General features: G+C 66.4%; 27 protein-coding genes. 17 read left to right on the top strand and 10 right to left on the bottom strand.

Going from position 1 to position 22,951, the window contains the following annotated elements; translation table 11 throughout:
* Nucleotides 1–70 precede the first annotated feature (70 nt).
* Together nadA and nadC are read left to right on the top strand one after the other, a co-directional pair.
* Nucleotides 71–1,207, top strand: a complete 1,137-nt coding sequence (nadA, locus tag FFS49_RS19225; RefSeq protein WP_071334971.1) for a quinolinate synthase NadA — start codon at nucleotides 71–73, stop codon at nucleotides 1,205–1,207.
* Nucleotides 1,207–2,172, top strand: coding sequence for a carboxylating nicotinate-nucleotide diphosphorylase (gene nadC / locus FFS49_RS19220; protein WP_224755797.1), 966 nt, complete (start codon nucleotides 1,207–1,209; stop codon nucleotides 2,170–2,172). Before nadA ends, nadC begins: the two co-directional genes overlap by 1 nt.
* 90 nt (nucleotides 2,173–2,262) lie before the next feature.
* On the opposite strand, the gene nadB is transcribed toward nadC, so the two are convergent.
* The 4 genes from nadB to radC form a co-directional block, all read right to left on the bottom strand.
* On the bottom strand, nucleotides 2,263–3,849 hold the full coding sequence (nadB, locus tag FFS49_RS19215; RefSeq protein ID WP_105819051.1) for an L-aspartate oxidase: 1,587 nt from the start codon (nucleotides 3,847–3,849) through the stop codon (nucleotides 2,263–2,265).
* A gap of 160 nt (nucleotides 3,850–4,009) precedes the next feature.
* Nucleotides 4,010–4,177, bottom strand: coding sequence for a 50S ribosomal protein L33 (gene rpmG / locus FFS49_RS19210; RefSeq protein WP_006478046.1), 168 nt, complete (start codon nucleotides 4,175–4,177; stop codon nucleotides 4,010–4,012).
* A 17-nt stretch (nucleotides 4,178–4,194) separates the two neighbouring features.
* Complete coding sequence (rpmB, locus tag FFS49_RS19205; RefSeq protein WP_004186391.1) at nucleotides 4,195–4,428, bottom strand: 50S ribosomal protein L28; 234 nt, start codon at nucleotides 4,426–4,428, stop codon at nucleotides 4,195–4,197.
* Nucleotides 4,429–4,665: 237 nt separating this feature from the next.
* Nucleotides 4,666–5,439 (bottom strand): DNA repair protein RadC, encoded by a 774-nt coding sequence (radC, locus tag FFS49_RS19200; RefSeq protein ID WP_105819050.1) that lies wholly within the window; start codon nucleotides 5,437–5,439, stop codon nucleotides 4,666–4,668.
* On the opposite strand from radC, the gene FFS49_RS42945 reads away from it, so the two are divergent.
* The 9 genes from FFS49_RS42945 (at nucleotide 5,438) to FFS49_RS19160 (ending at nucleotide 12,770) form a co-directional block, all read left to right on the top strand.
* Nucleotides 5,438–5,563, top strand: coding sequence for a hypothetical protein (locus FFS49_RS42945; RefSeq protein WP_256093565.1), 126 nt, complete (start codon nucleotides 5,438–5,440; stop codon nucleotides 5,561–5,563). The two genes, radC and FFS49_RS42945, sit on opposite strands and share 2 nt — an antisense overlap.
* Nucleotides 5,564–5,574: 11 nt before the next feature.
* Nucleotides 5,575–6,030, top strand: a complete 456-nt coding sequence (locus FFS49_RS19195) for a peptidylprolyl isomerase (RefSeq protein ID WP_027786673.1) — start codon at nucleotides 5,575–5,577, stop codon at nucleotides 6,028–6,030.
* Nucleotides 6,031–6,032: 2 nt separating this feature from the next.
* Nucleotides 6,033–7,013, top strand: coding sequence for a 4-hydroxy-3-methylbut-2-enyl diphosphate reductase (gene ispH / locus FFS49_RS19190; RefSeq protein WP_034178810.1), 981 nt, complete (start codon nucleotides 6,033–6,035; stop codon nucleotides 7,011–7,013).
* A 269-nt stretch (nucleotides 7,014–7,282) separates the two neighbouring features.
* Complete coding sequence (locus FFS49_RS19185) at nucleotides 7,283–7,957, top strand: amino acid-binding protein (protein ID WP_105819049.1); 675 nt, start codon at nucleotides 7,283–7,285, stop codon at nucleotides 7,955–7,957.
* A gap of 211 nt (nucleotides 7,958–8,168) precedes the next feature.
* Nucleotides 8,169–9,119 carry a branched-chain amino acid ABC transporter permease gene (locus tag FFS49_RS19180; RefSeq protein ID WP_006488946.1) on the top strand — a complete coding sequence of 317 codons (951 nt, stop codon included), beginning with the start codon at nucleotides 8,169–8,171 and terminating at the stop codon, nucleotides 9,117–9,119.
* An 18-nt stretch (nucleotides 9,120–9,137) separates the two neighbouring features.
* A complete protein-coding gene (locus FFS49_RS19175) occupies nucleotides 9,138–10,307 on the top strand; it encodes an ABC transporter ATP-binding protein (protein WP_039368160.1) in 1,170 nt (389 codons plus the stop codon).
* A 23-nt stretch (nucleotides 10,308–10,330) separates the two neighbouring features.
* Nucleotides 10,331–11,107 carry an ABC transporter ATP-binding protein gene (locus tag FFS49_RS19170; RefSeq protein WP_105819048.1) on the top strand — a complete coding sequence of 259 codons (777 nt, stop codon included), beginning with the start codon at nucleotides 10,331–10,333 and terminating at the stop codon, nucleotides 11,105–11,107.
* A complete protein-coding gene (locus FFS49_RS19165; protein ID WP_039368157.1) occupies nucleotides 11,107–11,823 on the top strand; it encodes an ABC transporter ATP-binding protein in 717 nt (238 codons plus the stop codon). The genes FFS49_RS19170 and FFS49_RS19165 overlap by 1 nt, the downstream gene beginning before the upstream one ends.
* 275 nt (nucleotides 11,824–12,098) lie before the next feature.
* A complete protein-coding gene (locus FFS49_RS19160; RefSeq protein WP_105819047.1) occupies nucleotides 12,099–12,770 on the top strand; it encodes a DUF2278 family protein in 672 nt (223 codons plus the stop codon).
* A 24-nt stretch (nucleotides 12,771–12,794) separates the two neighbouring features.
* Here FFS49_RS19160 and FFS49_RS19155 read toward each other — a convergent pair whose 3' ends face one another.
* From FFS49_RS19155 to FFS49_RS19145, 3 genes are all read right to left on the bottom strand, one after another.
* Complete coding sequence (locus FFS49_RS19155; RefSeq protein ID WP_105819046.1) at nucleotides 12,795–13,250, bottom strand: GNAT family acetyltransferase; 456 nt, start codon at nucleotides 13,248–13,250, stop codon at nucleotides 12,795–12,797.
* Between the two features lie 13 nt (nucleotides 13,251–13,263).
* On the bottom strand, nucleotides 13,264–14,448 hold the full coding sequence (locus tag FFS49_RS19150) for an acetylornithine transaminase (protein ID WP_071334868.1): 1,185 nt from the start codon (nucleotides 14,446–14,448) through the stop codon (nucleotides 13,264–13,266).
* 293 nt (nucleotides 14,449–14,741) lie between these two features.
* Nucleotides 14,742–15,773 carry a CDP-6-deoxy-delta-3,4-glucoseen reductase gene (locus FFS49_RS19145; RefSeq protein ID WP_039368138.1) on the bottom strand — a complete coding sequence of 344 codons (1,032 nt, stop codon included), beginning with the start codon at nucleotides 15,771–15,773 and terminating at the stop codon, nucleotides 14,742–14,744.
* Between the two features lie 107 nt (nucleotides 15,774–15,880).
* Here FFS49_RS19145 and FFS49_RS19140 point away from each other — a divergent pair, with 107 nt between their 5' ends.
* On the top strand, nucleotides 15,881–16,918 hold the full coding sequence (locus tag FFS49_RS19140) for an NAD-dependent epimerase/dehydratase family protein (protein WP_039368135.1): 1,038 nt from the start codon (nucleotides 15,881–15,883) through the stop codon (nucleotides 16,916–16,918).
* Here the strand turns inward: FFS49_RS19140 and FFS49_RS19135 are convergent.
* Both FFS49_RS19135 and FFS49_RS19130 read right to left on the bottom strand, forming a co-directional pair.
* A complete protein-coding gene (locus tag FFS49_RS19135) occupies nucleotides 16,901–17,086 on the bottom strand; it encodes a hypothetical protein (RefSeq protein WP_105819045.1) in 186 nt (61 codons plus the stop codon). The genes FFS49_RS19140 and FFS49_RS19135 overlap by 18 nt on opposite strands.
* 108 nt (nucleotides 17,087–17,194) lie before the next feature.
* A complete protein-coding gene (locus FFS49_RS19130; protein WP_105819044.1) occupies nucleotides 17,195–17,911 on the bottom strand; it encodes a 16S rRNA pseudouridine(516) synthase in 717 nt (238 codons plus the stop codon).
* Between the two features lie 114 nt (nucleotides 17,912–18,025).
* On the opposite strand from FFS49_RS19130, the gene copC reads away from it, so the two are divergent.
* The 4 genes from copC (at nucleotide 18,026) to FFS49_RS19110 (ending at nucleotide 21,021) form a co-directional block, all read left to right on the top strand.
* Nucleotides 18,026–18,400, top strand: a complete 375-nt coding sequence (gene copC, locus FFS49_RS19125; protein ID WP_105819043.1) for a copper homeostasis periplasmic binding protein CopC — start codon at nucleotides 18,026–18,028, stop codon at nucleotides 18,398–18,400.
* 64 nt (nucleotides 18,401–18,464) lie between these two features.
* Complete coding sequence (locus FFS49_RS19120; protein WP_105819042.1) at nucleotides 18,465–18,965, top strand: DinB family protein; 501 nt, start codon at nucleotides 18,465–18,467, stop codon at nucleotides 18,963–18,965.
* 186 nt (nucleotides 18,966–19,151) lie between these two features.
* Nucleotides 19,152–19,925 carry an SDR family oxidoreductase gene (locus tag FFS49_RS19115; RefSeq protein ID WP_039368119.1) on the top strand — a complete coding sequence of 258 codons (774 nt, stop codon included), beginning with the start codon at nucleotides 19,152–19,154 and terminating at the stop codon, nucleotides 19,923–19,925.
* 166 nt (nucleotides 19,926–20,091) lie between these two features.
* Nucleotides 20,092–21,021: a LysR family transcriptional regulator gene (locus tag FFS49_RS19110; RefSeq protein WP_105819041.1), complete on the top strand. Its 930-nt coding sequence runs from the start codon at nucleotides 20,092–20,094 to the stop codon at nucleotides 21,019–21,021.
* Between the two features lie 40 nt (nucleotides 21,022–21,061).
* Here FFS49_RS19110 and FFS49_RS19105 read toward each other — a convergent pair whose 3' ends face one another.
* Complete coding sequence (locus tag FFS49_RS19105; protein WP_105819040.1) at nucleotides 21,062–21,955, bottom strand: LysR family transcriptional regulator; 894 nt, start codon at nucleotides 21,953–21,955, stop codon at nucleotides 21,062–21,064.
* Nucleotides 21,956–22,060: 105 nt separating this feature from the next.
* Here FFS49_RS19105 and FFS49_RS19100 point away from each other — a divergent pair, with 105 nt between their 5' ends.
* Nucleotides 22,061–22,951 carry an alpha/beta hydrolase gene (locus tag FFS49_RS19100; protein WP_105819039.1) on the top strand — a complete coding sequence of 297 codons (891 nt, stop codon included), beginning with the start codon at nucleotides 22,061–22,063 and terminating at the stop codon, nucleotides 22,949–22,951.

Raw genomic sequence — 22,951 nt, 5'->3', positions numbered from 1 at the left:
GGGTCGACCGCGAAGCATGGGACCAGCGTAAGCGCTAAAGCGCTAACGCTGGTCGACAGGAGATATGGAGATGCAATCGACGATCAAACCCGTCGAGTACGACCGGCCCGTTGCAGCAGGGACCGTGTGCGGTGTGGGGCAGGCATGGGCCAAGGTGCCCGATGCGCCGTCCGCCGAAGAGCGCGCCGCGCTGAAGGCGCGCATCAAGGCACTGCTCGTGCGTGAAAAGGCCGTGCTGGTCGCGCACTACTACGTCGACGCCGAGTTGCAGGAGCTCGCCGACGAAACCGGCGGCTGTGTCGCCGATTCGCTCGAAATGGCCCGCTTCGGCCGTGACCACGACGCGCAGACGCTCGTCGTTGCCGGCGTGCGCTTCATGGGCGAAACCGCGAAGATCCTGAGCCCGAACAAACGCATCCTGATGCCCGATCTCGACGCGACCTGCTCGCTCGACCTCGGCTGCCCCGTCGACGAATTCTCGGCGTTCTGCGATGCGCATCCCGACCGTACCGTCGTCGTCTACGCGAATACCAGCGCCGCCGTGAAGGCGCGCGCGGACTGGATGGTCACGTCGTCGATCGGCCTCGAGATCGTGGCCGACCTGCATGCACGCGGCGAGAAGATCATCTGGGCGCCGGATCGCCATCTCGGCAGCTACATCCAGAAGAAAACCGGCGCGGACATGCTGCTGTGGCAAGGCTCGTGCCTCGTTCATGACGAATTCAAGGGCATCGAGCTCGACCTGCTGCGCGCCGAGTATCCGGACGCGAAGGTGCTCGTCCACCCCGAATCGCCGGAAAACGTCGTCGCGCAGGCCGATGTGGTCGGCTCGACCACGCAGCTGATCGACGCGGCGGTCAAGCTCGACGCGACGCACTTCATCGTCGCGACCGATCTCGGCATCCTGCACAAGATGCAGCTTGCGGCCCCCGGCAAGACCTTCATCGCCGCGCCGACGGCCGGCAACAGCGCCACCTGCAAGAGCTGCGCGCACTGCCCGTGGATGGCGATGAACGGCCTCGCGAACCTCGCCGACGTGCTCGAGCGCGGTCACAACGAGATATTCGTCGATCCCGCGATCGGCGAGCGCGCACGCCTGCCGATCGACCGGATGCTCGATTTCGCGGCCGCGCACAAGAAGCGCGTGCAGGCGAGCGGCGATCTGCAGCGCGATCAGCAATTGTTTGCGAACGTGGGGGCTGCGTAATGAATAGCCCCCACGCTCACATTCGTTCCCTGCCCCCCGAGGGGGCGGCCACCTTCCTTGGGGGCGGCCCGGCGGAAGGCGGCGCGAACTCCGCAGTATCCCCGCTGTTCGACGTTGTCCGCGAGCAATACGGCGCGGCTTTCGACGACGCGATCGCGCGCAATGTGGCCGATGCGATCGCGGAAGACGTCGGCACCGGCGACCAGACCGGGCGGCTCGTACCGGCCGGCGGGCGTCGCCGTGCTCGCATCATCGTGCGCGAGGAAGCCGTGCTGTGCGGCGTGCCGTGGTTCGAGGCCGTGATTGCGCGGATCGATCCGGCGATCGTCGTGCAGTGGCGTTATCGCGAAGGCGATCGTATGTCGCCCGATTCGACCGTCTGCGAACTCGAAGGGCCGGCGCGCGCGCTGCTGACGGCCGAGCGCAACGGATTGAACTTCCTGCAACTGCTGTCGGGCGTCGCGACCGCGACGCGTCGTTACGTCGATCGCGTCGAAGGCACGCGCACGAAGATCCTCGATACGCGCAAGACGCTGCCGGGCCTGCGGCTCGCGCAGAAGTACGCGGTGCGCGTCGGCGGCGGTGAGAACCAGCGTCTCGCGCTGTACGACGGCATCCTGATCAAGGAAAACCACATCGCGGCGGCAGGCGGTGTCGGCGAGGCGCTCGACGCGGCGTTCGCGCTGAAGTCGGGCGTGCCCGTGCAGATCGAAGTCGAAACGCTTGCGCAACTCGATACGGCGCTCGCACACCGCGCGCAGTCGGTGTTGCTCGACAACTTCACGCTCGACATGATGCGTGAAGCGGTGCGCGTGGCGAACGGCAAGGCCGTGCTCGAAGTGTCGGGCGGCGTCAATCTCGATACGGTGCGGGCATTCGCGGAAACGGGGGTCGACCGTATCTCGATCGGCGCGCTGACAAAGGACGTGCGCGCGACGGATTATTCGATGCGGATCGTCGACTGACCGAGTGCCGTTGATCACAAAAAAAGCCGTTGGCGCGCAAACGCCAACGGCTTTTTTCCTGTGCGGCCGCAGCCGGGAAGGGTGTGCCGCTCAGCGACGCGCGCGCGGCGTGAGCACGCTCGGCAGCGCCTTCGGCAGCGAGTTCGGCCAGTCGCGGCTGTAGTGCAGCCCGCGGCTCTCGCGGCGCGAGTGGGCGCTCTTCACGATCAGGGTCGCCACGTCGACGAGGTTGCGCAGTTCGAGAAGGTCGCGCGTCACGCGGAAGTTCGCGTAGTACTCCTGGATCTCGTCGCGCAGCAGCGACAGCCGGTGCTTCGCGCGCTCGAGGCGCTTGTCGGTGCGCACGATGCCGACGTAGTTCCACATCAGGCGGCGCAGCTCGTCCCAGTTGTGCGCAACGACGACTTCCTCGTCCGCATCCGACACGCGGCTTTCGTCCCACGCGGGCAGCGTGGCCGGCGTTTCGGCATCGAAGCCGGCCGCCTCGATCGCTTCGGCCGCGGCACGGCCAATCACGAGACATTCGAGCAGCGAGTTGCTCGCGAGCCGGTTCGCGCCGTGGAGCCCCGTGTACGACGTTTCGCCAACTGCATACAGGCCCGCGAGATCGGTGCGCCCGGCGAGGTCGGTGACGACGCCGCCGCACGTATAGTGTGCGGCCGGCACGACGGGGATCGGCTCTTTCGCGATGTCGATGCCGAATTCGAGGCAGCGCGCGTGGATCGTCGGGAAGTGTTCGCGCAGGAACGCTTCCGGCTGGTGGCTGATGTCGAGATACACGCAGTCGATCCCGCGCTTCTTGATCTCGAAGTCGATCGCGCGCGCGACGATGTCGCGCGGCGCGAGTTCGGCGCGCGGATCGTGCGCGGGCATGAAGCGCGTGCCGTCGGGCAGCTTCAACAGGCCGCCTTCGCCGCGCACGGCTTCGGAAATCAGGAACGACTTCGCGTACGGATGGAACAGGCAGGTCGGGTGGAACTGGATGAATTCCATGTTCGACACGCGGCAACCTGCGCGCCACGCCATCGCGATGCCGTCGCCGGTCGCGGTGTCGGGGTTCGTCGTGTACAGGTAGACCTTGCCGGCGCCGCCCGTTGCGAGCACCGTATGCGGCGCCTCGATCGTGATCGTGCGGTCGTTGTCGACGTCGAGCGCGTACAGGCCGTGACAGCGGCGGCCGGGCAGGCCGAGCCGGTCCGACGTGATCAGGTCGATCGCGTGGTGGTTTTCGAAGAACGTGATGTTCGGATGCTGGCGCACACGCGCCGACAGCGTGGCGAGCACCGCATGGCCGGTCGCGTCGGCCGCGTGGATGATCCGGCGATGGCTGTGGCCGCCTTCGCGCGTGAGGTGGAAGCCGAGCTCGGCCGCGTCGTCCTTCGTGAACGGCACGCCCTGCGAGATCAGCCATTCGATCGCTTCGCGGCCGTGCTCGACGATATAGCGCGTCGCGCCTTCGTCGCACAAGCCGCCACCGGCGACCAGCGTGTCGTCGACGTGGTTCTCGATGCTGTCCGCCGAATCGAGGACAGCCGCGATGCCACCTTGCGCGTTATCGCTCGCGCCCTCCATCATCGACCGTTTCGCGATCAGCGCGACACGTCGCGTGCTGGCCAGGTTGAGTGCGACCGACAGCCCTGCCAGGCCGCTGCCGACGATCGCCACGTCGAATTTCATGCTGCATCTCCATCGTTACGCTTTTGATCTTGTGCGTTCCGGCGGCCGTGGCCGCGGAAAGGGGAGAGCATACCGCGTCGGGCCGGAGCGTGCGCGCAAAACAAAAAGCCCCGCATGTGCGGGGCTTTTCGGTCGCCGTCAGGCTAGCAGAAACCGGAGATTACTTGATCTTGGTTTCTTTGTATTCAACATGCTTGCGGACGACGGGATCGAACTTCTTGATCGCCATCTTTTCCGGCATGTTGCGCTTGTTCTTCGTGGTCGTGTAGAAGTGACCCGTACCAGCGGTCGACTCGAGCTTGATCTTGTCGCGTGCGCCTTTTGCCATGATTGTGCTCCTTGGGCTTAGGCTTCGCCGCGTGCGCGCAGGTCAGCGAGCACGGAATCGATGCCGTTCTTGTCGATCAGGCGCAGGCCGGCGTTCGAGACGCGCAGGCGCACCCAGCGGTTTTCGCTCTCTACCCAGAACCGGCGGTTTTGCAGGTTCGGCAGGAAGCGGCGCTTCGTCTTGTTGTTGGCGTGGGAAACGTTGTTGCCGCTCATCGGCGCTTTCCCAGTTACTTGGCATACGCGTGCCATGAGAGCACTCCTAATACGCTAAATTCGGGGTTCGATCGCCGATGAAGGTTCCATCGTACCGCCACGTGATCCATGGCTGCACTCAGAACGCCGAAGCCCTTACAGACAAGGCCCTTCGATGGCTAGAACTGGTTGGAAAAAAGACAGACGGCGATTCTAGCAGAAAAAGTTCAGAAAAATCAAACCTAATTTCGCATCACCGTTGCGGCGCCCTTGGGCGGGCCGCAACCGCACAGTCTACATCCAACCGGCCCGTGCGAACGAAAAAGTATCACTGGTGCCGATCACGACGTGATCGAGCAGCCTGACATCGACGAGCGCGAGCGCATCGTGCAGCACCCGGGTCAGGCGGCGATCTTCCGCGCTCGGCTGCACCGCGCCCGACGGATGGTTGTGGGCAACGATCAGTGCCGCAGCGTTATAAGCCATCGCGCGGCGCACGATTTCGCGCGGGTAGACGGCCATGCGCGTCAGCGAGCCGCGCGTGATTTCCTCCATGTCGATCAGGCAGTGGCGTGCGTCGAGGTAGACTGCGGCGAACACTTCGTACGGGCGCCCGCCGATCTTCAGCCGCAGATAGTCCTCGACCGCGCCGGGTGAATCGATCGGCTTCTTCTCGTGTGCTTTCTCCTTCAGCATGCGACGCGCGATCTCGATGACGGCAACCAGCCGCGCGGAGCGCGCGGGGCCGATGCCGGGGTGCGCCTCGAAATCGCCGGTGGTCGCCTCGAGCAGCCCGTGCAGCGACTTGAACTGCTTGACCAGTGCGCGGGCGGTGGTGAATACATCGTGCCCGGGCTTGCCCGTGCCGAGCAGCAGGGCGACCAGTTCGTCGTCGGTGAGCGCCGCCGGCCCGCGCTCCAGCAACCGCTCGCGCGGCCGCTCGGGCCGCCAGCCGCGCAGGCGGCGCTTGCGCCGGTGGATCGGGATGACGCGGCCGGGCGGATCGGGCGGCAGATCGGCGCTGTCGCGGCATTCGACGGGCGGCAAGGCTGGGCAGGGTGACAGCATGCTTGAAACTCCATTGGCGGCGGGCAGTGTGCGCGACGTCGTCGCACTTTCAGCCTTGCGCGCTCAGGTGACTTACAATATTGGTTTTGCGCCGGGCCTTTCGGCCGTATCGGGCGCCGACTGAACGAGTAATTCATGAGCCTCATCGATCTATCCGAAGTGAAGCCCGGTTCCCACGTCACATTGCATTACCGGCTGGCACTCGCCGACGGCGCCGATATCGTCAACACCTTCACCGACAAGCCGGCCACGCTGCTGCTCGGCGCGGGGCAACTGGCGCCGTCGCTGGAACAGATTCTGATCGGCCTCAGGGTCGGCGACCATTCGACTTTTCAGCTAACCCCCGAACAGGGGTTCGGTCCCCGCAATCCCGACATGCTCCAGCGCGTGACGCTGTCGACGCTGCGCGAGAACGGGATGGTCGGCGACGATTTCACGCCGGGCGAGCTGATCGAGTTCAACGCGCCGGACGGCGGCCGGTACGCGGGGGTGCTGAAGGAAGTCAGCGAAACCTCGGCACTGTTCGACTTCAATCATCCGCTCGCGGGCCAAGCGCTCACGTTCGAAGTGAAAATCATCGGAATCCTGTAATCATGAGCACCACCGATACGCTGTCCGGGCAGACCGTCGCCGCCGATGCCGAAATCCTGCTGGCCCAGCCGCGCGGTTTCTGCGCGGGCGTCGATCGCGCGATCGAGATCGTCGAGCGCGCCATCGCGATGCATGGTGCGCCGATCTACGTCCGTCACGAGATCGTCCACAACAAGTACGTGGTCGAGGATCTGAAGAAGAAAGGCGCGATCTTCGTCGAGGAACTCGAGGAAGTGCCGGCCGGCAATACCGTGATCTTCAGCGCGCACGGCGTGTCGAAGGCCGTGCGCGACGAGGCCGACGTGCGTGGGTTGCGTATTTACGACGCAACCTGCCCGCTCGTCACGAAGGTGCACGTCGAAGTGGCGAAGATGCGCCAGGACGGCGTCGACATCGTCATGATCGGGCACAAGGGCCACCCGGAAGTCGAAGGCACGATGGGGCAGGTCGAGCGCGGCATGCATCTCGTCGAGAGCGTCGAGGACGTGCAGAAGCTCGAGCTCGCCGATCCCGAACGCATCGCGCTCGTCACGCAGACGACGCTGTCCGTCGACGACGCAGCCGAGATCATCGCCGCGTTGAAGGCCAAGTATCCGAAGATCCGCGAGCCGAAGAAGCAGGACATCTGCTACGCGACGCAGAACCGCCAGGACGCCGTGAAGTTCATGGCGCCGCAGTGCGATGTCGTGATCGTCGTCGGCAGCCCGAACAGCTCGAATTCGAGCCGCCTGCGTGAAGTGGCCGAGAAGCGCGGCGTGGATGCGTACATGGTCGATGCGCCCGACCAGATCGATCCGGCATGGGTCGCAGGCAAGCGTCGCATCGGCGTGACGGCCGGCGCGTCGGCCCCCGAAGTGCTCGCCCAGGCCGTGATCGCGCGGCTGCGCGAACTCGGTGTGCGCAATGTGCGCGCGCTCGACGGCATCGAGGAAAACGTGTCGTTTCCGCTGCCGCGCGGGTTGAACCTGCCGCCCGCCGCCTGATTGCCGCATCGCACCCGCGGAACACCGAAGCGCGCCTGACGGCGCGCTTTTTTTTGGCTGTCGAAATCGCAATCGCAACCATTATTCGGATGAATGGTGCAACCAGGTTGCTCTACGCGCTTCCAAGCGTCTCTCAAAATTGGTTGCAATGCAGGAAAACCCCATCGAATCAGGATTATTGGCGTCCTATAAATGGAGTTACAATGCGCCCGTTTTCAGGCCTGAATGGCTTTGAAATCGGATTTTGGCAAGGCGCGGGAGACCACTCAATGCATGTGAAGTCGGCTTACGCCATGTCCGTCGCCGCACCGGTTGCAATGCTTGCCGGCTGCAGCAAAAAGAGCGACGACGAGGCGGGGGAGGCTGCGGCGTTTGCGGCACCGCCGGCCAGCGGCGTGCGCGTCGCCGGAACCGGTCGTGCGGCACCGTTCGCGTGCCGCACCGCGCAATTGGGCAAGGACAAGGGAAACGGGGCACGTTTGGCGATCGAGGAAATCAACGCGTTTGGCCTGGCGAACGGCCAGGCTGCGGGCACGCAGGTTGCAGCACAGCAGGCCGCCGGTCGTGGCGTGACAGCGACCGTGCGCGCCGATCGACGCAGGCCGGCCAAGGCGCCCGGCGGTGCGGGCAGCGTGCCGATGTCGCCGGTCCCCTCTCATTTCGATTCGACGAAACAGCGCGTTGCCGCGAGCAATGATGTCGCGGCGCGCGGTCTGGTTCGTACGATGGATTCCGACGCAGTCCTGACGAATGTCGGGCGCGGCGTTCGCGGTGCCTTGCGGGGCGGCGCGGCACGGAATCCGATCTGCCCGGGTGCGGGGCTTGCCTCGCACCGGACAGGAAAAGGCACGGATGCCGGGCAACCGGACGATGGCCGTCTCGGCATGCTGCCCTACGACTTCAAGGAGGCCACGAACACCGTCCTCGATGTCGTGACGATTTAGCGACGGGACTCATGACGGCACCGGAACAGTGCGGTGCCGTTTTTGTATCCGCTCCGGCGGCAGGTCCGGCCGTACAGGCCGGGCGGCGCGCGCCGGGACGATCCACCCTTACCGGTATCGACTAGTACCCGCAGTGTCGCCGAGAAGGCGCGATTCCTCGCTTACCCGCGGGGCGCAACGTCCTCCGGCAGCACGGGCCAAGGAGCTTTAAATGGATATTTTCGTCCAGCAGGTTCTCAACGGGCTGGTGCTCGGCAGTGTCTACGCCATCATCGCGTTGGGCTACACGATGGTGTACGGCATTCTCGGCATCATCAACTTCGCGCATGGCGACGTGCTGATGATCGGCGCGATGGTCGCCCTGTCGGCCATCACCGTGCTGCAGAACCATTTTCCCGGACTCGGCAACGTCGCGACGCTGACGATCGGCCTGGGTATCGCCGCAGTCGTCTGTGCATTCGTCGGCTTCACGATCGAACGGGTCGCCTACCGGCCGCTGCGTCGCGCACCGCGCCTCGCCCCGCTGATCACCGCGATCGGCGTGTCGATCCTGCTGCAGACCGCCGCGATGATCATCTGGTCGCGCAACCCGCTGCCGTTCCCGCAGTTGCTGCCGACCGACCCGATCAACGTGATCAAGGCGACGGACACGACGCCCGGCGCCGTGATCTCGGTCACTGAAATCGTGATCATCGCTGTGGCGTTCATCGTGATGGGCGGCCTGCTGCTGCTCGTGCACAAGACCAAGCTCGGCCGCGCGATGCGCGCGATCGCCGAAAGCCCGAACACCGCGAGCCTGATGGGCGTGAACCCGAACTTCGTGATCTCCGCGACGTTCATGATCGGCTCCGCGCTCGCCGCGCTGGCCGGCGTGATGATCGCCTCCGAATACGGCAACGTGCACTTCTACATGGGCTTCATCCCCGGCATGAAGGCATTCACGGCCGCGGTGCTGGGCGGGATCGGCAACCTCGGCGGTGCGATGGTCGGCGGCGTGCTGCTCGGCCTGATCGAGCAGCTCGGGGCCGGCTATATCGGCAACCTCACGGGCGGCGTATTCGGCAGTAACTACCAGGACGTGTTCGCCTTCATCGTGCTGATCATCGTGCTGGTGTTCCGTCCGTCCGGCCTGCTGGGCGAACGTGTCGCGGATCGCGCGTAACGGAAGGGAGCAAACAACATGACATCCATTCAACCGATCGAATCCTCGACGTCGCTCGTCGAAGAGCGCAACACCACCAAGACCGTCATCATCGGCCTCCTGACCGCGGTCTTCGTGATCGCGGCGCCGATCATCATCGGCTCGGCCGGCGGCAACTACTGGGTCCGCGTGCTCGACTTCGCGATGCTGTACGTGATGCTCGCGCTGGGCCTGAACGTGGTGGTCGGCTTCGCCGGCCTGCTCGACCTCGGCTACATCGCGTTCTACGCGGTGGGTGCGTACACGGCGGCATTGTTGAGCTCGCCGCACCTGAGCTCGCAGTTCGAGTGGATCGCGGCGCTCGCGCCGAACGGGCTGCACATCCCGTTCCTGATCATCGTGCCGATCGCAATGGCGCTGGCGGCGACCTTCGGGATCCTGCTCGGCGCGCCGACGCTGCGCCTGCGCGGCGACTACCTGGCGATCGTGACGCTCGGCTTCGGTGAAATCGTCCGGATCTTCATGAACAACCTCGACCGTCCGGTGAACATCACCAACGGCCCGAAGGGGATCACGGGCATCGATCCGGTGCACATCGGCGACTTCAGCCTCGCGCAGACGCACTCGCTGTTCGGGATCCAGCTGCCGTCGGTCTACATGTACTACTACCTGTTCGTGCTGTGCTCGCTGCTGGTGATCTGGGTGTGTACGCGCCTGCAGCACTCGCGTATCGGCCGCGCATGGGCGGCGATCCGCGAAGACGAGATCGCGGCGAAGGCGATGGGCATCAACACCCGCAACGTGAAGCTGCTCGCATTCGCGATGGGCGCGTCGTTCGGCGGCCTGTCGGGTGCGATGTTCGGTTCGTTCCAGGGCTTCGTGTCGCCGGAATCGTTCACGTTCTGGGAATCGATCGTCGTGCTCGCATGCGTGGTGCTCGGCGGCATGGGCCACATCCCGGGCGTGATCCTGGGCGCAGTGCTGCTCGCCATCTTCCCGGAATTCCTGCGCTCGACGATGAGCCCGCTGCAGCACGCGCTGTTCGGTCACGACGTCGTCGATACGGAAGTGATCCGTCAGGCGCTGTACGGCCTCGCGATGGTGGTCATCATGCTGTACCGCTCGGAAGGCCTCTGGCCGGCGCCGAAGCATGAGGACAAGATCGCGAAACTGGCGAAGCGCGCCAGCAAGAAGCCGGTGCGCGCTTAACCTACGGACAAGGGGATACACACATGAGCGACAAACAAATCCGACTGTCCGTCAAAGGCGTGAACAAGCGCTTCGGTGGCCTGCAGGCGCTGTCCGACGTCGGCCTCGAGATCAAGGAAGGCGAGATCTATGGCCTGATCGGCCCGAACGGCGCCGGCAAGACGACGTTCTTCAACGTGATCACGGGCCTCTATACGCCCGACTCCGGCGAGTTCAGGCTCGACGGCACGGAATACAAGCCGACCGCGGTGCATCAGGTCGCGAAGACGGGCATCGCGCGCACGTTCCAGAACATCCGCCTGTTCGGCGGGATGACCGCTCTCGAGAACGTGATGGTGGGCCGCCACGTGCGCACCAAGCACGGGCTGCTCGGCGCGGTGTTCCAGACGCCGGCCGAACGCCAGGAAGAGCGCGAGATCAAGGAACGCGCGATCGAGCTGCTCGAATACGTCGGCGTGCTGCAGTACGCGGACTACACGTCGCGCAACCTGTCGTACGGCCACCAGCGCCGTCTCGAGATCGCGCGCGCACTGGCCACCGACCCGAAGCTGCTCGCGCTCGACGAGCCGGCGGCCGGGATGAACGCGACCGAGAAGGTCGAACTCACGCGCCTGCTCGACAAGATCCGCTCGGACGGCCGCACGATTCTCCTGATCGAGCACGACGTGAAGCTCGTGATGGGGCTGTGCAACCGGATGACGGTGCTCGATTACGGCAAGGTGATCGCCGAGGGTCTGCCGCAGGACGTGCAGAAGAATCCGAAGGTGATTGAGGCATATCTCGGCGCAGGGGTGCACTGATGGCAGCGGCAATGTTGAAAATCAAGGGCTTGCAGGTCAACTACGGCGGTATCCAGGCCGTCAAGGGCGTTGACATGGAAGTCCGCCAGGGCGAGCTCGTGACGCTGATCGGCGCGAACGGCGCAGGCAAGACCACGACGATGAAGGCGATCACGGGGCTGAAGGCGTATTCGGCCGGCGACATCGAGTACGAGGGCAAGTCGATCAAGGGCATCCCGACGCACGAACTGCTCAAGCGCGGCCTCGCGATGGTGCCGGAAGGCCGCGGGATCTTCGCGCGGATGTCGATCGTCGAGAACATGCAGATGGGTGCATATCTGCGCAACGACAGCGAGCAGATCAAGAAGGACGTCGACCGCATGTTCGGCTTCTTCCCGCGCCTGAAGGAGCGTGCGACGCAGCTCGCGGGCACGCTGTCGGGCGGCGAGCAGCAGATGCTGGCGATGTCGCGCGCGATCCTCTCTAAGCCGAAGCTGCTGCTGCTCGACGAACCGTCGATGGGCCTGTCGCCGATCATGGTCGAGAAGATCTTCGAAGTGGTGCGTGAAATCTCGAAGGAGGGCATCACGGTGCTGCTGGTCGAGCAGAATGCACGCCTCGCGCTGCAAGCGGCCGACCGCGGCTACGTGATGGATTCGGGCACGGTCACGATGGAAGGCGATGCGAAGCAGATGCTCGACGATCCGAAGGTGCGTGCCGCTTACCTGGGTGAATGAGTGAGTGAATGAGCGGGCCCCGCGGGCGCGCGCCGGCCGATGCCGGGCGCGTCGCACACGGGCTTTCGAAAGGCTGTCACGGGATGCCGTGACAGCCTTTTTTTTCGTGTCATGCGATTCCGGTCGAACTTGTGCGTGCGAGCGCGACTCCATTCGACTGTCGGGCCGCACACGCGGCACGGGAACGATGGGGGCGGCCGCTCGTTACCGGTCGCCTGCCAACCGTCACACGGGCCGTGTAGCATCGACGGCCGATCGGCACACGGAGAGCACGCATGAGTCTGGACTACGGTTTCGTGAAGGCGAAGGTGACGTCGGTGGCGAAGCTGAAGGGTTCGCCGCACGGCAGCGAGATCCAGTATCACATCCACCTGACGCTGGCGCTGCCCGGAGGCGACTGGGACGTCGCGATCAACGTCGGCACCAACGATGCTGACGACCTGCTGAACTACAAGCTCGTCTACGACTTCCACCACCCGATCACGCAGACGCTCGCGGCCGCGGCCGAAGGCTATACGGACCTGACGGGGCAGGCAGCATTGCCCGCGCTCGACTACCTGCGCAGCGACATCCTGAACGGAACGGGCGCATGGCGCCCGAGCGCCGTGATGGACGGTACGGAGCATCAGGAGCCGATCCCGTCGCTGCTGCGGCTGGTGAACGCCGCGCAGTCGCAGGGGCTCGACGTCGTCGTGTTCGGCCGCTCGTATTCGGAAGGCAACGGCATCCACGACACACACATGAACCAGGGTTCGACCGGCTCGAACTACCTGCACCGCGCGGGCGACGACCACAACGATCACAACGACATCTGGCAGGACGGCGCGCTGATCGTGCGCGTGAGCGAGTCGCAGTGGGCCGCGTATTTCGCGGCGTTCGAGCAGCAGGCCGTGCCGACCGACGCGCTCGGCAATCCGCTGCCGGGCGCTGGGCCGATCACGCGCTGAAGTGGCGCGCTGCCGGCCTCTGCTTCACGCGGCCGGCAGCGTCTTGCCGAACGAGATGCGCTCCTCGATGCGATAGCCGAGCGCCGCGTAGAAGCGGCACGCGTCGTCGTTGCCGGGCAGCACCTGCAGGTTGATCTTCAGGCAGCCGCGTGCGGCGAGCGCGCGTTCCGCATGCGCGATCAGCGCGCGGCCGATGCCGAGCCGGCGTGCGTCGTTCGATACGCCGAACGAGTAGAGCCAGCCGCGATGTCCGTCGAAACCCGCCATCAGCGTGCCGACCACGCGGGCGCCGCTAGTTGCGACGAAGAACAGTTCCGGCTGCGTCGCGAGCTTCAGCTCGATCGATCGCAGCGGAGCGCGGTGCGGCGGCGCATCCGCGTCTTCGTACTGCGGGAACGCGTCGCGCCATACCGCGAGCACGGCATCGGTGTCGGCGCGTTCGAACGGGCGGATTGCGACAGCATCGGCGGCGGCATCCATCGGCGGGCTCTCCTTAGAGCGTGTCGAGAACCGACCGCAGCATCGCCATCATCTGGTCGATTTCCTCGGTCGTCACGTTCAGTGCGGGCATGAAGCGCAGCAGGTTCGGCCGCGCGGCGTTCAGCAGCAGGCCGTCGGGCTGCATGTCGCGCGCCTTCTCGACGATCTGCGGGCCGATGTCCTTGCCGAGCAGCAGCGCGCGCAGCAGGCCTTCGCCGCGTTCGCCTTCGAAGCCGCGCTCTTCCGACAGCTCGAGCAGCTTGCGCTTCAGGTATTCGCTGCGCGCCCGCACACCCTCGAGGAAGCCCGGTGCGACGAGCTGCGAGATCACCGAATAGCCGACCGCCGTCATCAGCGGGTTGCCGTTGTACGTGCCGCCCTGGTCGCCGGCCTCGAACACCGCGAACTCGGCTTTCGACAGCAGCGCGCCGAGCGGGGCACCGCCGCCGATGCCTTTCGCGAGCGTCATGACGTCCGGCTCGATGCCGGACAGCTCGTACGCGAACAGCGTGCCCGCGCGGCCGCAGCCGCTCTGCACCTCGTCGACGATCAGCAGCAGGTTGTGCTGCTTCGTCAGCGCGCGCAGCGCCTGCATGAATTCGCGCGTGGCCGGAATCACGCCGCCTTCGCCCTGGATCGGCTCGAGCATCACCGCGACGGTCTTGTCGGTGATCAGCTTCTCGACCGAGTTGATGTCGTTCAGCTCGGCCTTCGGGAAGCCCGGCACCTGCGGTGCGTAGATCGTGTCCCAGCCCGGCTTGCCGCTGGCCGACATCGTCGCGAGCGTGCGGCCGTGGAAGCTGTGGTCGAACGTGATGATCTCGTACGCGCCGTTCTTGAACTTGCGACCCCACTTGCGCGCAAGCTTGATCGCGCCTTCGTTCGCTTCCGCGCCGCTGTTCGTGAAGAACACCTTGTCGAACACGCTGTGCTGCGTGAGCAGGCCCGCGAGCTTCGCCATCGGCTCGTTGTAGAACGCGGGCGACGGGTTCAGCAGTTTTTCTGCCTGCGTCTTCAGCGCGTCGACGATGCCTTCGTTGCAATGGCCGAGGCTGTTGACGGCCCAGCCCTGGATGAAGTCCAGATAGCGCTTGCCCGTGTGATCGTAGAGCCACGAACCCTTGCCGTGCGTAAACACGATGTCGGGGCGGTTCGTGATGTACATCAGCGAGTCGATCGGATAATCGTTCAGGGGCATGGCAGCAGACTCCAGCGGACGTTGAAAGGGAAACAGGCAATAAAAAAGCCACGGAAGGCCGTGGCTGGTGGGTCGAACAGCTTGTGCGTAACCGGTGAAGCGGTGTGGGGGTTACGCGCGAGTCCGTGACGAGCCGGCGGCATCCGGGCGGAGCGGCGAGCGGCGACGTCGAAGGGCGGACAGGAAGCGGTTCATGTGCGCAAGCATAAGGCATCCCGCGCCTCACTGTAAACCGGCGCGATGCCACGGATGTGACATCGCGGCGCGCAGTGCCGTATGCGGGTGCGCGGGCCTCAGACCGGATGCGCGAGATCGGCGGCGCTCGTGAACGAGTCCGCATAGAACTCGTCGGCCGGCAGCGCGTGGTGCTGCGTGAAGTCGCGCTGCGCGGACTCGACCATCACCGGCGCGCCGCACGCGTACACCTGGTGGCCCGACAGATCGGGCAGGTCCTCGATCACCGCGCGATGGACGAAGCCGGTGCGGCCCGTCCACTGATCGCCGGCGTCCGGCTCGGACAGCACCGGCACGTACTTGAAGTTCGGGATCTCGCGTGCCCACTGCTCGGCGAGCTCGCCGAGGTAGATGTCCTTCTTGCGGCGCGCGCCCCAGTAGAGCGTCATCGGGCGCGTGATGCCCGTGTGCTTCACGTGCTCGATGATCGCCTTGATCGGCGCGAAGCCCGTGCCCGATGCGAGCAGCACGATCGGCTTGTCGGAATCCTCGCGCAGGAAGAACGTGCCGAGCGGGCCTTCGAAGCGCAGGATGTCGCGCTCCTTCATCGCGCCGAACACGTGGTCGGTGAACTTGCCGCCCGGCATGTGGCGGATGTGCAGCTCGATCGGGCCTTCCTCGTGCGGCGCGTTCGCCATCGAGTAGCTGCGGCGCGAGCCGTCCTTCAGGATGAACTCGACGTACTGGCCCGCGAGATACTGCAGGCGTTCATTGGCGGGCAGTTGCAGCTTCACGACCATCACGTCGTCGGCCTTGCGCTCGAGCGCGGCGATCCGGCACGGCAGCTTCTTGACCTGCACGCCGTCGACGCCGGCGATTTCACGCACGTCGATCTCGAGATCGCACTGCGCCTTCGAGCAGCACAGCAGCGCGAGGCCGCGCGTGCGTTCGTCGTTGGACAGCGCCGACGCGGCGTGCGGGCCCTGTTCGATCTGGCCCGACACGATCTGGCCCTTGCAGGAGCCGCACGCGCCGTTCTTGCAGCCGTACGGCAGATGGACGTTCTGGCGCAGCGCAGCCGCCAGCACGGTTTCATCCGACTCGACCTGGAATTGCCGGCCGCTTTGCTTGAGAGTGACGTTGAATGCCATAGAACCAAACTAGAACAAAATGGGGGGACCGTGCATGTCGGGCACGGCAGCTACAATGCAAACCCGTTGCGCGTCGCGCAACGGTGGCTACTGATTTCGCAACCAACATGATCGCGACTCGAATCCTGCGCCGGCCGCGCGCACTGATCGTCGGCTGCGGCGACGTCGGCATGCGCTGCGTCGCGCAATGGCGCGACACGCGCTGCAACCTGCGGATCTTCGCGCTGACGAGCCACCCGGCCCGCCGCGACGAACTGCGCGCCGCGGGCGTGACGCCGATCGTCGGCGACCTCGACCGCCGGGCGACGCTTGGCCGCCTCGCGGGCCTGGCCCGCACGATCCTGCATCTCGCACCGCCGCAGTCCGATGGCCGCGACGATCGACGCACGCGTGCGCTGATCGCCGCAACGACCGTGCCTGCGCGACGGCTGCCGGTACCGCCGGCATCGGCGGTCGGCCGGCTCCGCACACTGCGGACCGCTACCCGACAGGCCGGCGCGCCCGTTCGGGCAGCGCGTATTGTACCCGACGGCCTTCGTGCGCCGAGGCTCGTCTACGCCAGTACGACGGGCGTTTACGGCGATTGCGGCGGCGCACGCATCGACGAAACGCACCCGCTGCGCCCTGCGAATCCGCGCGCGTTCCGGCGCGTGTCGGCCGAGCGGCAACTGCGTGCCGCAACGGTGCGCGGCGTGCTGTCCGCGCGCATCGTGCGCATTCCGGGCATCTATGCGGCGAACCGCCTGCCGATCGCACGGCTCGAGCGCGGCACGCCGGCACTCGAGCCGGCCGACGACGTCTACACGAACCACATCCACGCGGACGATCTCGCGGCGATCCTGCGCCGCGCGGCCGGGCGCGGCAAGCCGGCGCGCGCCGTGCACGCGTCGGACGACAGCGAACTGCGGATGGGGGAGTATTTCGACCGGGTCGCGCAGGTGCTCGGCCTGCCGAGGCCGCCGCGCGTCAGCCGCGCGGACGCCGAGCGTCAGCTCGAACCGACGCTGCTGTCGTTCATGCGCGAGTCGCGGCGCTTGTCCAACGCACGGCTCAAGGCCGAATTGTGCGTGACGTTGCGGTACCCGACCGTAGACGATTTCCTTCAAACGCTCGCGCCGGGCAGCGCATCAGGTGAGCGCCGGTAACGCTTCGATCAGCAGGAAGCACAGTAGCGCGCCGATCAGCGCGCCAATCAGGTTCGGATGATATTTGTGCTTCATGTGCATCGTGGCCAGCAGCCCGCCGATCAAGATGACACCGACGACCGCGAACGCGATCATCACGGACGACAGTTCAAAAGTATGGTTGCTCATGGTGCCTCCCCCTGCATCGCTGTTCTCTTACAGCTTGTGATTTCAGTATAGCGGGGGAACATGCGGCCGAGATGCGGCCGGGCGTCGAACGGTCGTGCGGATTTTCCCTTACAGGGTTTTGACGGGATTGCGCAGCGCTGAAAGGTCGGCGTCATCGAGCCAGCGCCACGCGCCGGGTGCGAGATCGCCCGGCAGCGTGAAGCCGCCGATGCTTTCGCGATGCAGCGCTTCGACGCGATTGCTCGCCGCCGCGACCATGCGCTTGACCTGGTGATACTTGCCTTCGAGCACGGTCAGCGCGAGTGCGTGCGGGTCGCGCGCGTCGGCGGCGACCGCCGCGATCGGCTTCGGCTCGCCGTGGAGCTGCACGCCGGCGCGCAGCGCATTCAACTGGGTGTTGTCGAGCGGGTGCCGCACGGTTGCCACGTAGGTCTTCGGCACCTTGCGTTTCGGCGACGTGTACGCGTGCACGAACTGGCCGTCGTCGGAGAGCAGCAGCAGGCCCGTCGTGTCCTGGTCGAGACGCCCGACGCACTGCACGCCGCGCGCGACGAGCGGTGCGGGCAGCAGGCTGAACACGCTCGCGTGGTGTTGCGGATCGCGCGAACACTCGTAGCCGGCCGGCTTGTTGAGCGCGAGATAGGCGCGTGCGTGGAACGGCCACGCCGTATCGTCGACCGAGAACACGAGGCCGTCGGTATCGAACGCGGCATCGGGGTCGGTCGCGCTGGCGCCCGCCACGGCGACGCGGCCCGCTTCGATCAGGCCGCGGCACTGGCGGCGCGAGCCGAAGCCCTGGGTGTAGAGAATGCTTTCGAGATCCATAGCGCGCGCATTCTATCAAGCGATGGCGCACGACCGGCATGAACGGGCATGCGCTGGTAAGCTGCCGGTACGCCGCGCGGGGCGCGGCGCCCGTTCATTCTTCACGGAAAGCACATGCCTTTTGCTTCGTTCCCGATCGGCCGCAATGCCGCTGCCGTCATTGTTGCCGCGACCGTCTCGTCGGCCGCGTTCGCGCACGCGCACCTCGCGAAGAGCGATCCGGCGGCGGGCGCGTCGGTGGCTGCCGCGCCTGCCGCCGTCACGATCGATTTCACCGAGCCGCTGGAGCCGGCGTTCAGCTCGATCGTCGTCGTCGACGGCGACGGCAAGACGGTGTCGGACGGCCGAGCGCGCATCGACGCGTCGAATCGCAAGCGGATGTCGGTGCCGCTCACGGCGGTCGGCACCGGCGCCTATACGGTGAAATGGGTGGCCGTCGCGACCGACGGGCACCGCACGCAGGGCGCGTACGGCTTCAGCGTGAAGTGACGCAACGGCGACGGCAGGGCCCGTGCCAGGGCTGCCGCCGCCCCTATCCGACAGGGAGTCCCGCATGAATCCGACGACGCTCGACGCACTCGCCGATTTCCCCCGTCAGCTCGAAGCCCATTTTGCGGCCGTGCCCGACGGCTACGCGCGCTGGACGCCCGACGACTGGGCCGGGATTCCGAGCGAACATTTTTCGCCGCTCGGGCAGCTCTGCCACGTGCGCGACATCGAGATCGACGGCTATCACGTGCGGCTGCGGCGGATGCTCGACGAAGACGGGCCGCTGCTCGTGTCGATCGACGGCGACGCGCTCGCGATCGAGCGCCGCTACGACGACGCGTATGCGTCCGACGTGCTCGCGGCGATCCGCGAAGCGCGGCGCGAGACGCTGGACCTCGTGTCGCGTCTCACGCCCGAACAGCTCTCGCGCACCGGGGAATTCGAAGGCTACGGGTCGCTGACCGTGCGCGGGCTCGTCCACTACCTGTGCAGCCACGACCAGCAGCATCTGGCCGGCATGCAGTGGCTGCTCGGCAAGATCGACGCGGCGTTGTACGCGCGCTGAGCGGGCACCGGCATCGGCGCCAGTCAATCGAGGTCAGATTCCGGCGCGGTTGTCGGTGCGGCAGGCTGCAGTATGGCGCTTCGATTGGATCGTTTTTCTGGATAATCCATCCAGCCGTACCCGGCTGACCGGTGCGTCACGCATGCCTACACTCCTAGCTTCGTTTAACGAAAAAAGGAGTCAGCCGTGGCAACTCATACGCTCGCAGACAAGGTCGTCCTGATCGCAGGCGGCGCAAAGAATCTCGGCGGCCTGATCGCGCGGGATCTGGCGAGCCACGGCGCGAAGGCCGTGGCGATTCACTACAACAGCGCCGCATCGCAGGCGCAGGCCGAGGAGACGGCCGCCGCGGTGCGTGCGGCCGGCGCGGAAGCGGCTACGTTCCAGGGCGACCTGACGACGGCCGCCGCGGTCGAGAAGCTGTTCGACGACGCGAAGCAGCGCTTCGGCAAGATCGACATCGCGATCAACACGGTCGGCAAGGTGCTGAAGAAGCCGTTCACCGAGATCAGCGAGGCCGAGTACGACGAGATGTTCGCGGTCAACAGCAAGTCGGCGTTCTTCTTCATCAAGGAAGCGGGGCGGCACCTCGAGGATCACGGCAAGCTCGTCACGCTCGTGACGTCGCTGCTCGGCGCGTTCACGCCGTTCTATGCGGCGTACGAAGGGTCGAAGGCGCCGGTCGAGCATTTCACGCGCGCGGCGTCGAAGGAATACGGTGCGCGCGGGATCTCGGTGACGGCCGTCGGGCCGGGCCCGATGGACACGCCGTTCTTCTACCCGGCCGAAGGCGCCGATGCGGTCGCGTACCACAAGACGGCGGCGGCGCTGTCGCCGTTCAGCAAGACCGGCCTGACCGATATCGAGGACGTCGTGCCGTTCATCCGCCATCTCGTCACCGACGGCTGGTGGATCACCGGCCAGACGATCCTGATCAACGGCGGCTACACGACCAAGTAAGCTGCACGGGGACGGGCCGCGCGGCGCACCGCAATGGCGCGTTTGCGTGGACAATGGGCGGGCGCGCGGCCTCGTGGCGGCGTGCCCGTTTTCCCTGTGCCGCCGGACCTGGCCGCGACCCGCGACGGCTGGCGGCGGCGTTCGTCCGAACCTACGCTCCCTGCCGATGGACAAGCTGGATCAGGTCAGAATCTTCCTGCAGGTTGCCGAGATGGGCAGCTTCATCAAGGCCGCGCATGCGCTCGACGTGCCGCGTGCGACCGTGTCGGCGGCTGTCCAGCAACTGGAGACGGGGCTCGGCACGCGCCTCTTGCACCGCACGACGCGCCAGGTGCAGCTCACCGCCGACGGCGCGCTGCTGCTCGAACGCGGCCGGCGCCTGCTCGCGGAGGCCGACGAACTCGACCGCCTGTTCCGCCGCCGCGACCGCGACGTGATCGGCCGGCTGAACGTCGACGTGCCGAGCCGGATCGCGCGCCGCATGGTGGCGCCAGCGCTGCCGTCGCTGTTTCACCGTTATCCGAAGCTGCAACTGTCGCTCGGCTCGACCGATCGTTCGATCGACCTGGTGCAGGAGGGCGTCGACTGTGCGATCCGCGTCGGGCGGCTCGCCGACAGCAGCCTCGTCGTGCGGCCGCTCGGGCAGTTCACGCTGATCAACTGCGCGAGCCCCGATTACCTGCGCGAGTGTGGCGTGCCCGAGCATCCGGATGCGCTCGCGCACGGACACTGGGCGATCGGCTATGCGTCGCCGGCGACCGGGCGCGAACTCGACTGGGAATACTGCACGGACGGCCAGCGGCACACGCTCGCGCTGCCGAGCCGCGTGATCGTCAACAACGCAGAAACCTATATCGCCAGCTGCATCGCCGGGATGGGGCTGATCCAGATTCCGCGCTTTGACGTCGAACATCTGCTCGACAGCGGCGCACTCGTCGACGTGATGCCCGGCCACTGCGCCGCACCGATGGATGTGTCGGCCGTGTATCCGCACCGGCGCCATCGTTCGCGCCGGCTCAATGCTTTCATCGAATGGTTCGGGGAACTGATGGCGAGTGCGCTGACGAACGGCGGCAAGGGCGCGGAGGGCGACTGACCGGCACGGCCGGTTGTGCTCGCGTGCCGTCGTGCCTGTTTCAGGGCAGCGCCGCGAACTGCCGGCTGCGCCCGGTTTCCCGCACCGCATCGATCAACGCCGCGCCGCCGCCATCCGGTTTCGTCACGAACGCGTAGAAACGCGCGGCCGGCAGCGCCGGCAGGCCGTCTTGCGGCCCGCATTCGCGCAGGCCGTCGCGCAACTGGCTGCGCGCCAGTGCGGTGACCGCGAAGCCCGCGAGCGCGGCCGACACGCAGCCGGCCATGCTGCTGCTCTCGAACAGCACGCGGAACGGCCGCAGCGCGGCGGCAAGTGCCGCGACGGCGGCTTCCCGATAGACGCACGGCTGCGGAAACAGCGCGAGCGGCACGTCGTCGCCGGCGTCGAGCGTGCGATCCGATGCGAACGCCCACACGAGCGGCTCTTCCCACAGCAGTTCGCCCGGCGTGTCGACCTGCCGGCACTGCTTGCCGAACACGACGTCGAGCCGGCCGAGCGTCTGCTCGCGCAGCAGCGACGCGGTGATCCCCACCTTCAGCTCGATCGACGTGCGCGGGTGGTGGTCGCGAAACGTGCGCAGCACGTGCGGCAGCCACGCGCCCGCGAAATCCTCCGATGCGCCGACTCGCAGCGGCCCGTGCGCCGGCGCGCCGCGCAGCCTCGCGCGTACTTCGCGCTCCATGTCGACGATGTTGCGCGCGTATGCGTACAGCGTGTCGCCTGCCGGCGTGAGCGCGATGCGACGAGTGGTGCGCGCGAGCAGCACCGTGCCGGCCGCCAGTTCGAGCCGCTTGATGTGGCCGCTGACGGCGGACGGCGTCAACGCGAGCCGTTCCGCGGCCGGCGCGAACCCGCGGCTGTCGACGACTTCGAGGAAGGTGCGCAGCAGCGTGATGTCGAGGGCGGTCGACGCGGGATCGGTCAGCGGTTCCATGGATCAATTCAACGCAATACTCGACGAATGAACAATGATACTCCGTGAATCGTGATGAAAGGACGGCCTACCATCGTGCATTCGGATCGACCAACGGAGTGCACGATGACGACCTATGCGCATGCGACGACCGCGTCGCTCGACATTGCCTATCTCGAATGGAACCCGCGCGGCGAGCGCGTGGCCGTGCTGCTGCACGGCTGGCCGGACAGTCCGGTCGGCTGGGAGGTCGTGGCTGCGGCGCTCGCCGCGCGCGGCTACCGCGTGCTCGCGCCCGCGCTGCGCGGTTTTGCGCCGACCCGCTTTCGTGACGCATCCGTGCCGCGCAGCGGCCAGCTCGCGGCGCTCGGGCGCGACCTGCTCGACTTCGCCGATGCACTTGGCATCGAGCGGCCCGTGCTGGTCGGGCACGACTGGGGTGCGCGGGCGGCCGCGAACGCGTGCGGGTTGCGCGACGGCGCCGCATCGCATCTCGTGATGCTGTCGGTCGGGTACGGCACCAACGATCCTGGGCAGCCGCTGTCGCTGCAGCAGGCGCGCAACTACTGGTATCACTGGTTCATGGCGACGCCGCGCGGCGAGCACGCATTGCGCGACGATCGCCGCGCGTTTGCCCGCTTGATGTGGGACACGTGGTCGCCGCCGGGCTGGTATCGCGACAGCGATTTCGAGGCGGCCGCGGCCGCGTTCGACGGGCCCGACTGGATCGACGTCGTACTGCATTCGTACCGGCATCGATGGGCGTTCGTGCCGGGCACGCCGGCCTATGCCGACGACGATGCGCGGCTGAATCCCGCGCCGGTGCTGGCGTTGCCGGCGCTCGTGCTGCACGGCGGCGCGGACACCTGCAATCATCCGGACGGTTCGGCCGGGCGCGAGCGGTTCTTCACGGGGCGCTACGCGCGGAAAGTGCTGGACGGCGTCGGTCACTTTCCGCAGCGCGAAGCGCCGGCGGCGGTCGCCGACGCGATCCTCGGATTCTGCGAGCGAGGCTGA

The organism is Burkholderia sp. 4NA327C6 (assembly GCF_005502655.1).
In the GTDB taxonomy this organism is placed as follows: domain Bacteria; phylum Pseudomonadota; class Gammaproteobacteria; order Burkholderiales; family Burkholderiaceae; genus Burkholderia; species Burkholderia contaminans.
This window is presented reverse-complemented; position numbering and strand designations above follow the sequence as displayed.

What these genes read in the sequence shown, in the direction of transcription:
- nadA (WP_071334971.1), top strand. Translation starts at nt 71, where the DNA reads ATGCAATCGACGATCAAACCCGTCGAGTACGACCGGCCCGTTGCAGCA.
- nadC (WP_224755797.1), top strand. Translation starts at nt 1,207, where the DNA reads ATGAATAGCCCCCACGCTCACATTCGTTCCCTGCCCCCCGAGGGGGCG.
- nadB (WP_105819051.1), bottom strand. Translation starts at nt 3,849, where the DNA reads ATGAAATTCGACGTGGCGATCGTCGGCAGCGGCCTGGCAGGGCTGTCG.
- rpmG (WP_006478046.1), bottom strand. Translation starts at nt 4,177, where the DNA reads ATGGCAAAAGGCGCACGCGACAAGATCAAGCTCGAGTCGACCGCTGGT.
- rpmB (WP_004186391.1), bottom strand. Translation starts at nt 4,428, where the DNA reads ATGGCACGCGTATGCCAAGTAACTGGGAAAGCGCCGATGAGCGGCAAC.
- FFS49_RS42945 (WP_256093565.1), top strand. Translation starts at nt 5,438, where the DNA reads ATGCTTGAAACTCCATTGGCGGCGGGCAGTGTGCGCGACGTCGTCGCA.
- radC (WP_105819050.1), bottom strand. Translation starts at nt 5,439, where the DNA reads ATGCTGTCACCCTGCCCAGCCTTGCCGCCCGTCGAATGCCGCGACAGC.
- FFS49_RS19195 (WP_027786673.1), top strand. Translation starts at nt 5,575, where the DNA reads ATGAGCCTCATCGATCTATCCGAAGTGAAGCCCGGTTCCCACGTCACA.
- ispH (WP_034178810.1), top strand. Translation starts at nt 6,033, where the DNA reads ATGAGCACCACCGATACGCTGTCCGGGCAGACCGTCGCCGCCGATGCC.
- FFS49_RS19185 (WP_105819049.1), top strand. Translation starts at nt 7,283, where the DNA reads ATGCATGTGAAGTCGGCTTACGCCATGTCCGTCGCCGCACCGGTTGCA.
- FFS49_RS19180 (WP_006488946.1), top strand. Translation starts at nt 8,169, where the DNA reads ATGGATATTTTCGTCCAGCAGGTTCTCAACGGGCTGGTGCTCGGCAGT.
- FFS49_RS19175 (WP_039368160.1), top strand. Translation starts at nt 9,138, where the DNA reads ATGACATCCATTCAACCGATCGAATCCTCGACGTCGCTCGTCGAAGAG.
- FFS49_RS19170 (WP_105819048.1), top strand. Translation starts at nt 10,331, where the DNA reads ATGAGCGACAAACAAATCCGACTGTCCGTCAAAGGCGTGAACAAGCGC.
- FFS49_RS19165 (WP_039368157.1), top strand. Translation starts at nt 11,107, where the DNA reads ATGGCAGCGGCAATGTTGAAAATCAAGGGCTTGCAGGTCAACTACGGC.
- FFS49_RS19160 (WP_105819047.1), top strand. Translation starts at nt 12,099, where the DNA reads ATGAGTCTGGACTACGGTTTCGTGAAGGCGAAGGTGACGTCGGTGGCG.
- FFS49_RS19155 (WP_105819046.1), bottom strand. Translation starts at nt 13,250, where the DNA reads ATGGATGCCGCCGCCGATGCTGTCGCAATCCGCCCGTTCGAACGCGCC.
- FFS49_RS19150 (WP_071334868.1), bottom strand. Translation starts at nt 14,448, where the DNA reads ATGCCCCTGAACGATTATCCGATCGACTCGCTGATGTACATCACGAAC.
- FFS49_RS19145 (WP_039368138.1), bottom strand. Translation starts at nt 15,773, where the DNA reads ATGGCATTCAACGTCACTCTCAAGCAAAGCGGCCGGCAATTCCAGGTC.
- FFS49_RS19140 (WP_039368135.1), top strand. Translation starts at nt 15,881, where the DNA reads ATGATCGCGACTCGAATCCTGCGCCGGCCGCGCGCACTGATCGTCGGC.
- FFS49_RS19135 (WP_105819045.1), bottom strand. Translation starts at nt 17,086, where the DNA reads ATGAGCAACCATACTTTTGAACTGTCGTCCGTGATGATCGCGTTCGCG.
- FFS49_RS19130 (WP_105819044.1), bottom strand. Translation starts at nt 17,911, where the DNA reads ATGGATCTCGAAAGCATTCTCTACACCCAGGGCTTCGGCTCGCGCCGC.
- copC (WP_105819043.1), top strand. Translation starts at nt 18,026, where the DNA reads ATGCCTTTTGCTTCGTTCCCGATCGGCCGCAATGCCGCTGCCGTCATT.
- FFS49_RS19120 (WP_105819042.1), top strand. Translation starts at nt 18,465, where the DNA reads ATGAATCCGACGACGCTCGACGCACTCGCCGATTTCCCCCGTCAGCTC.
- FFS49_RS19110 (WP_105819041.1), top strand. Translation starts at nt 20,092, where the DNA reads ATGGACAAGCTGGATCAGGTCAGAATCTTCCTGCAGGTTGCCGAGATG.
- FFS49_RS19105 (WP_105819040.1), bottom strand. Translation starts at nt 21,955, where the DNA reads ATGGAACCGCTGACCGATCCCGCGTCGACCGCCCTCGACATCACGCTG.
- FFS49_RS19100 (WP_105819039.1), top strand. Translation starts at nt 22,061, where the DNA reads ATGACGACCTATGCGCATGCGACGACCGCGTCGCTCGACATTGCCTAT.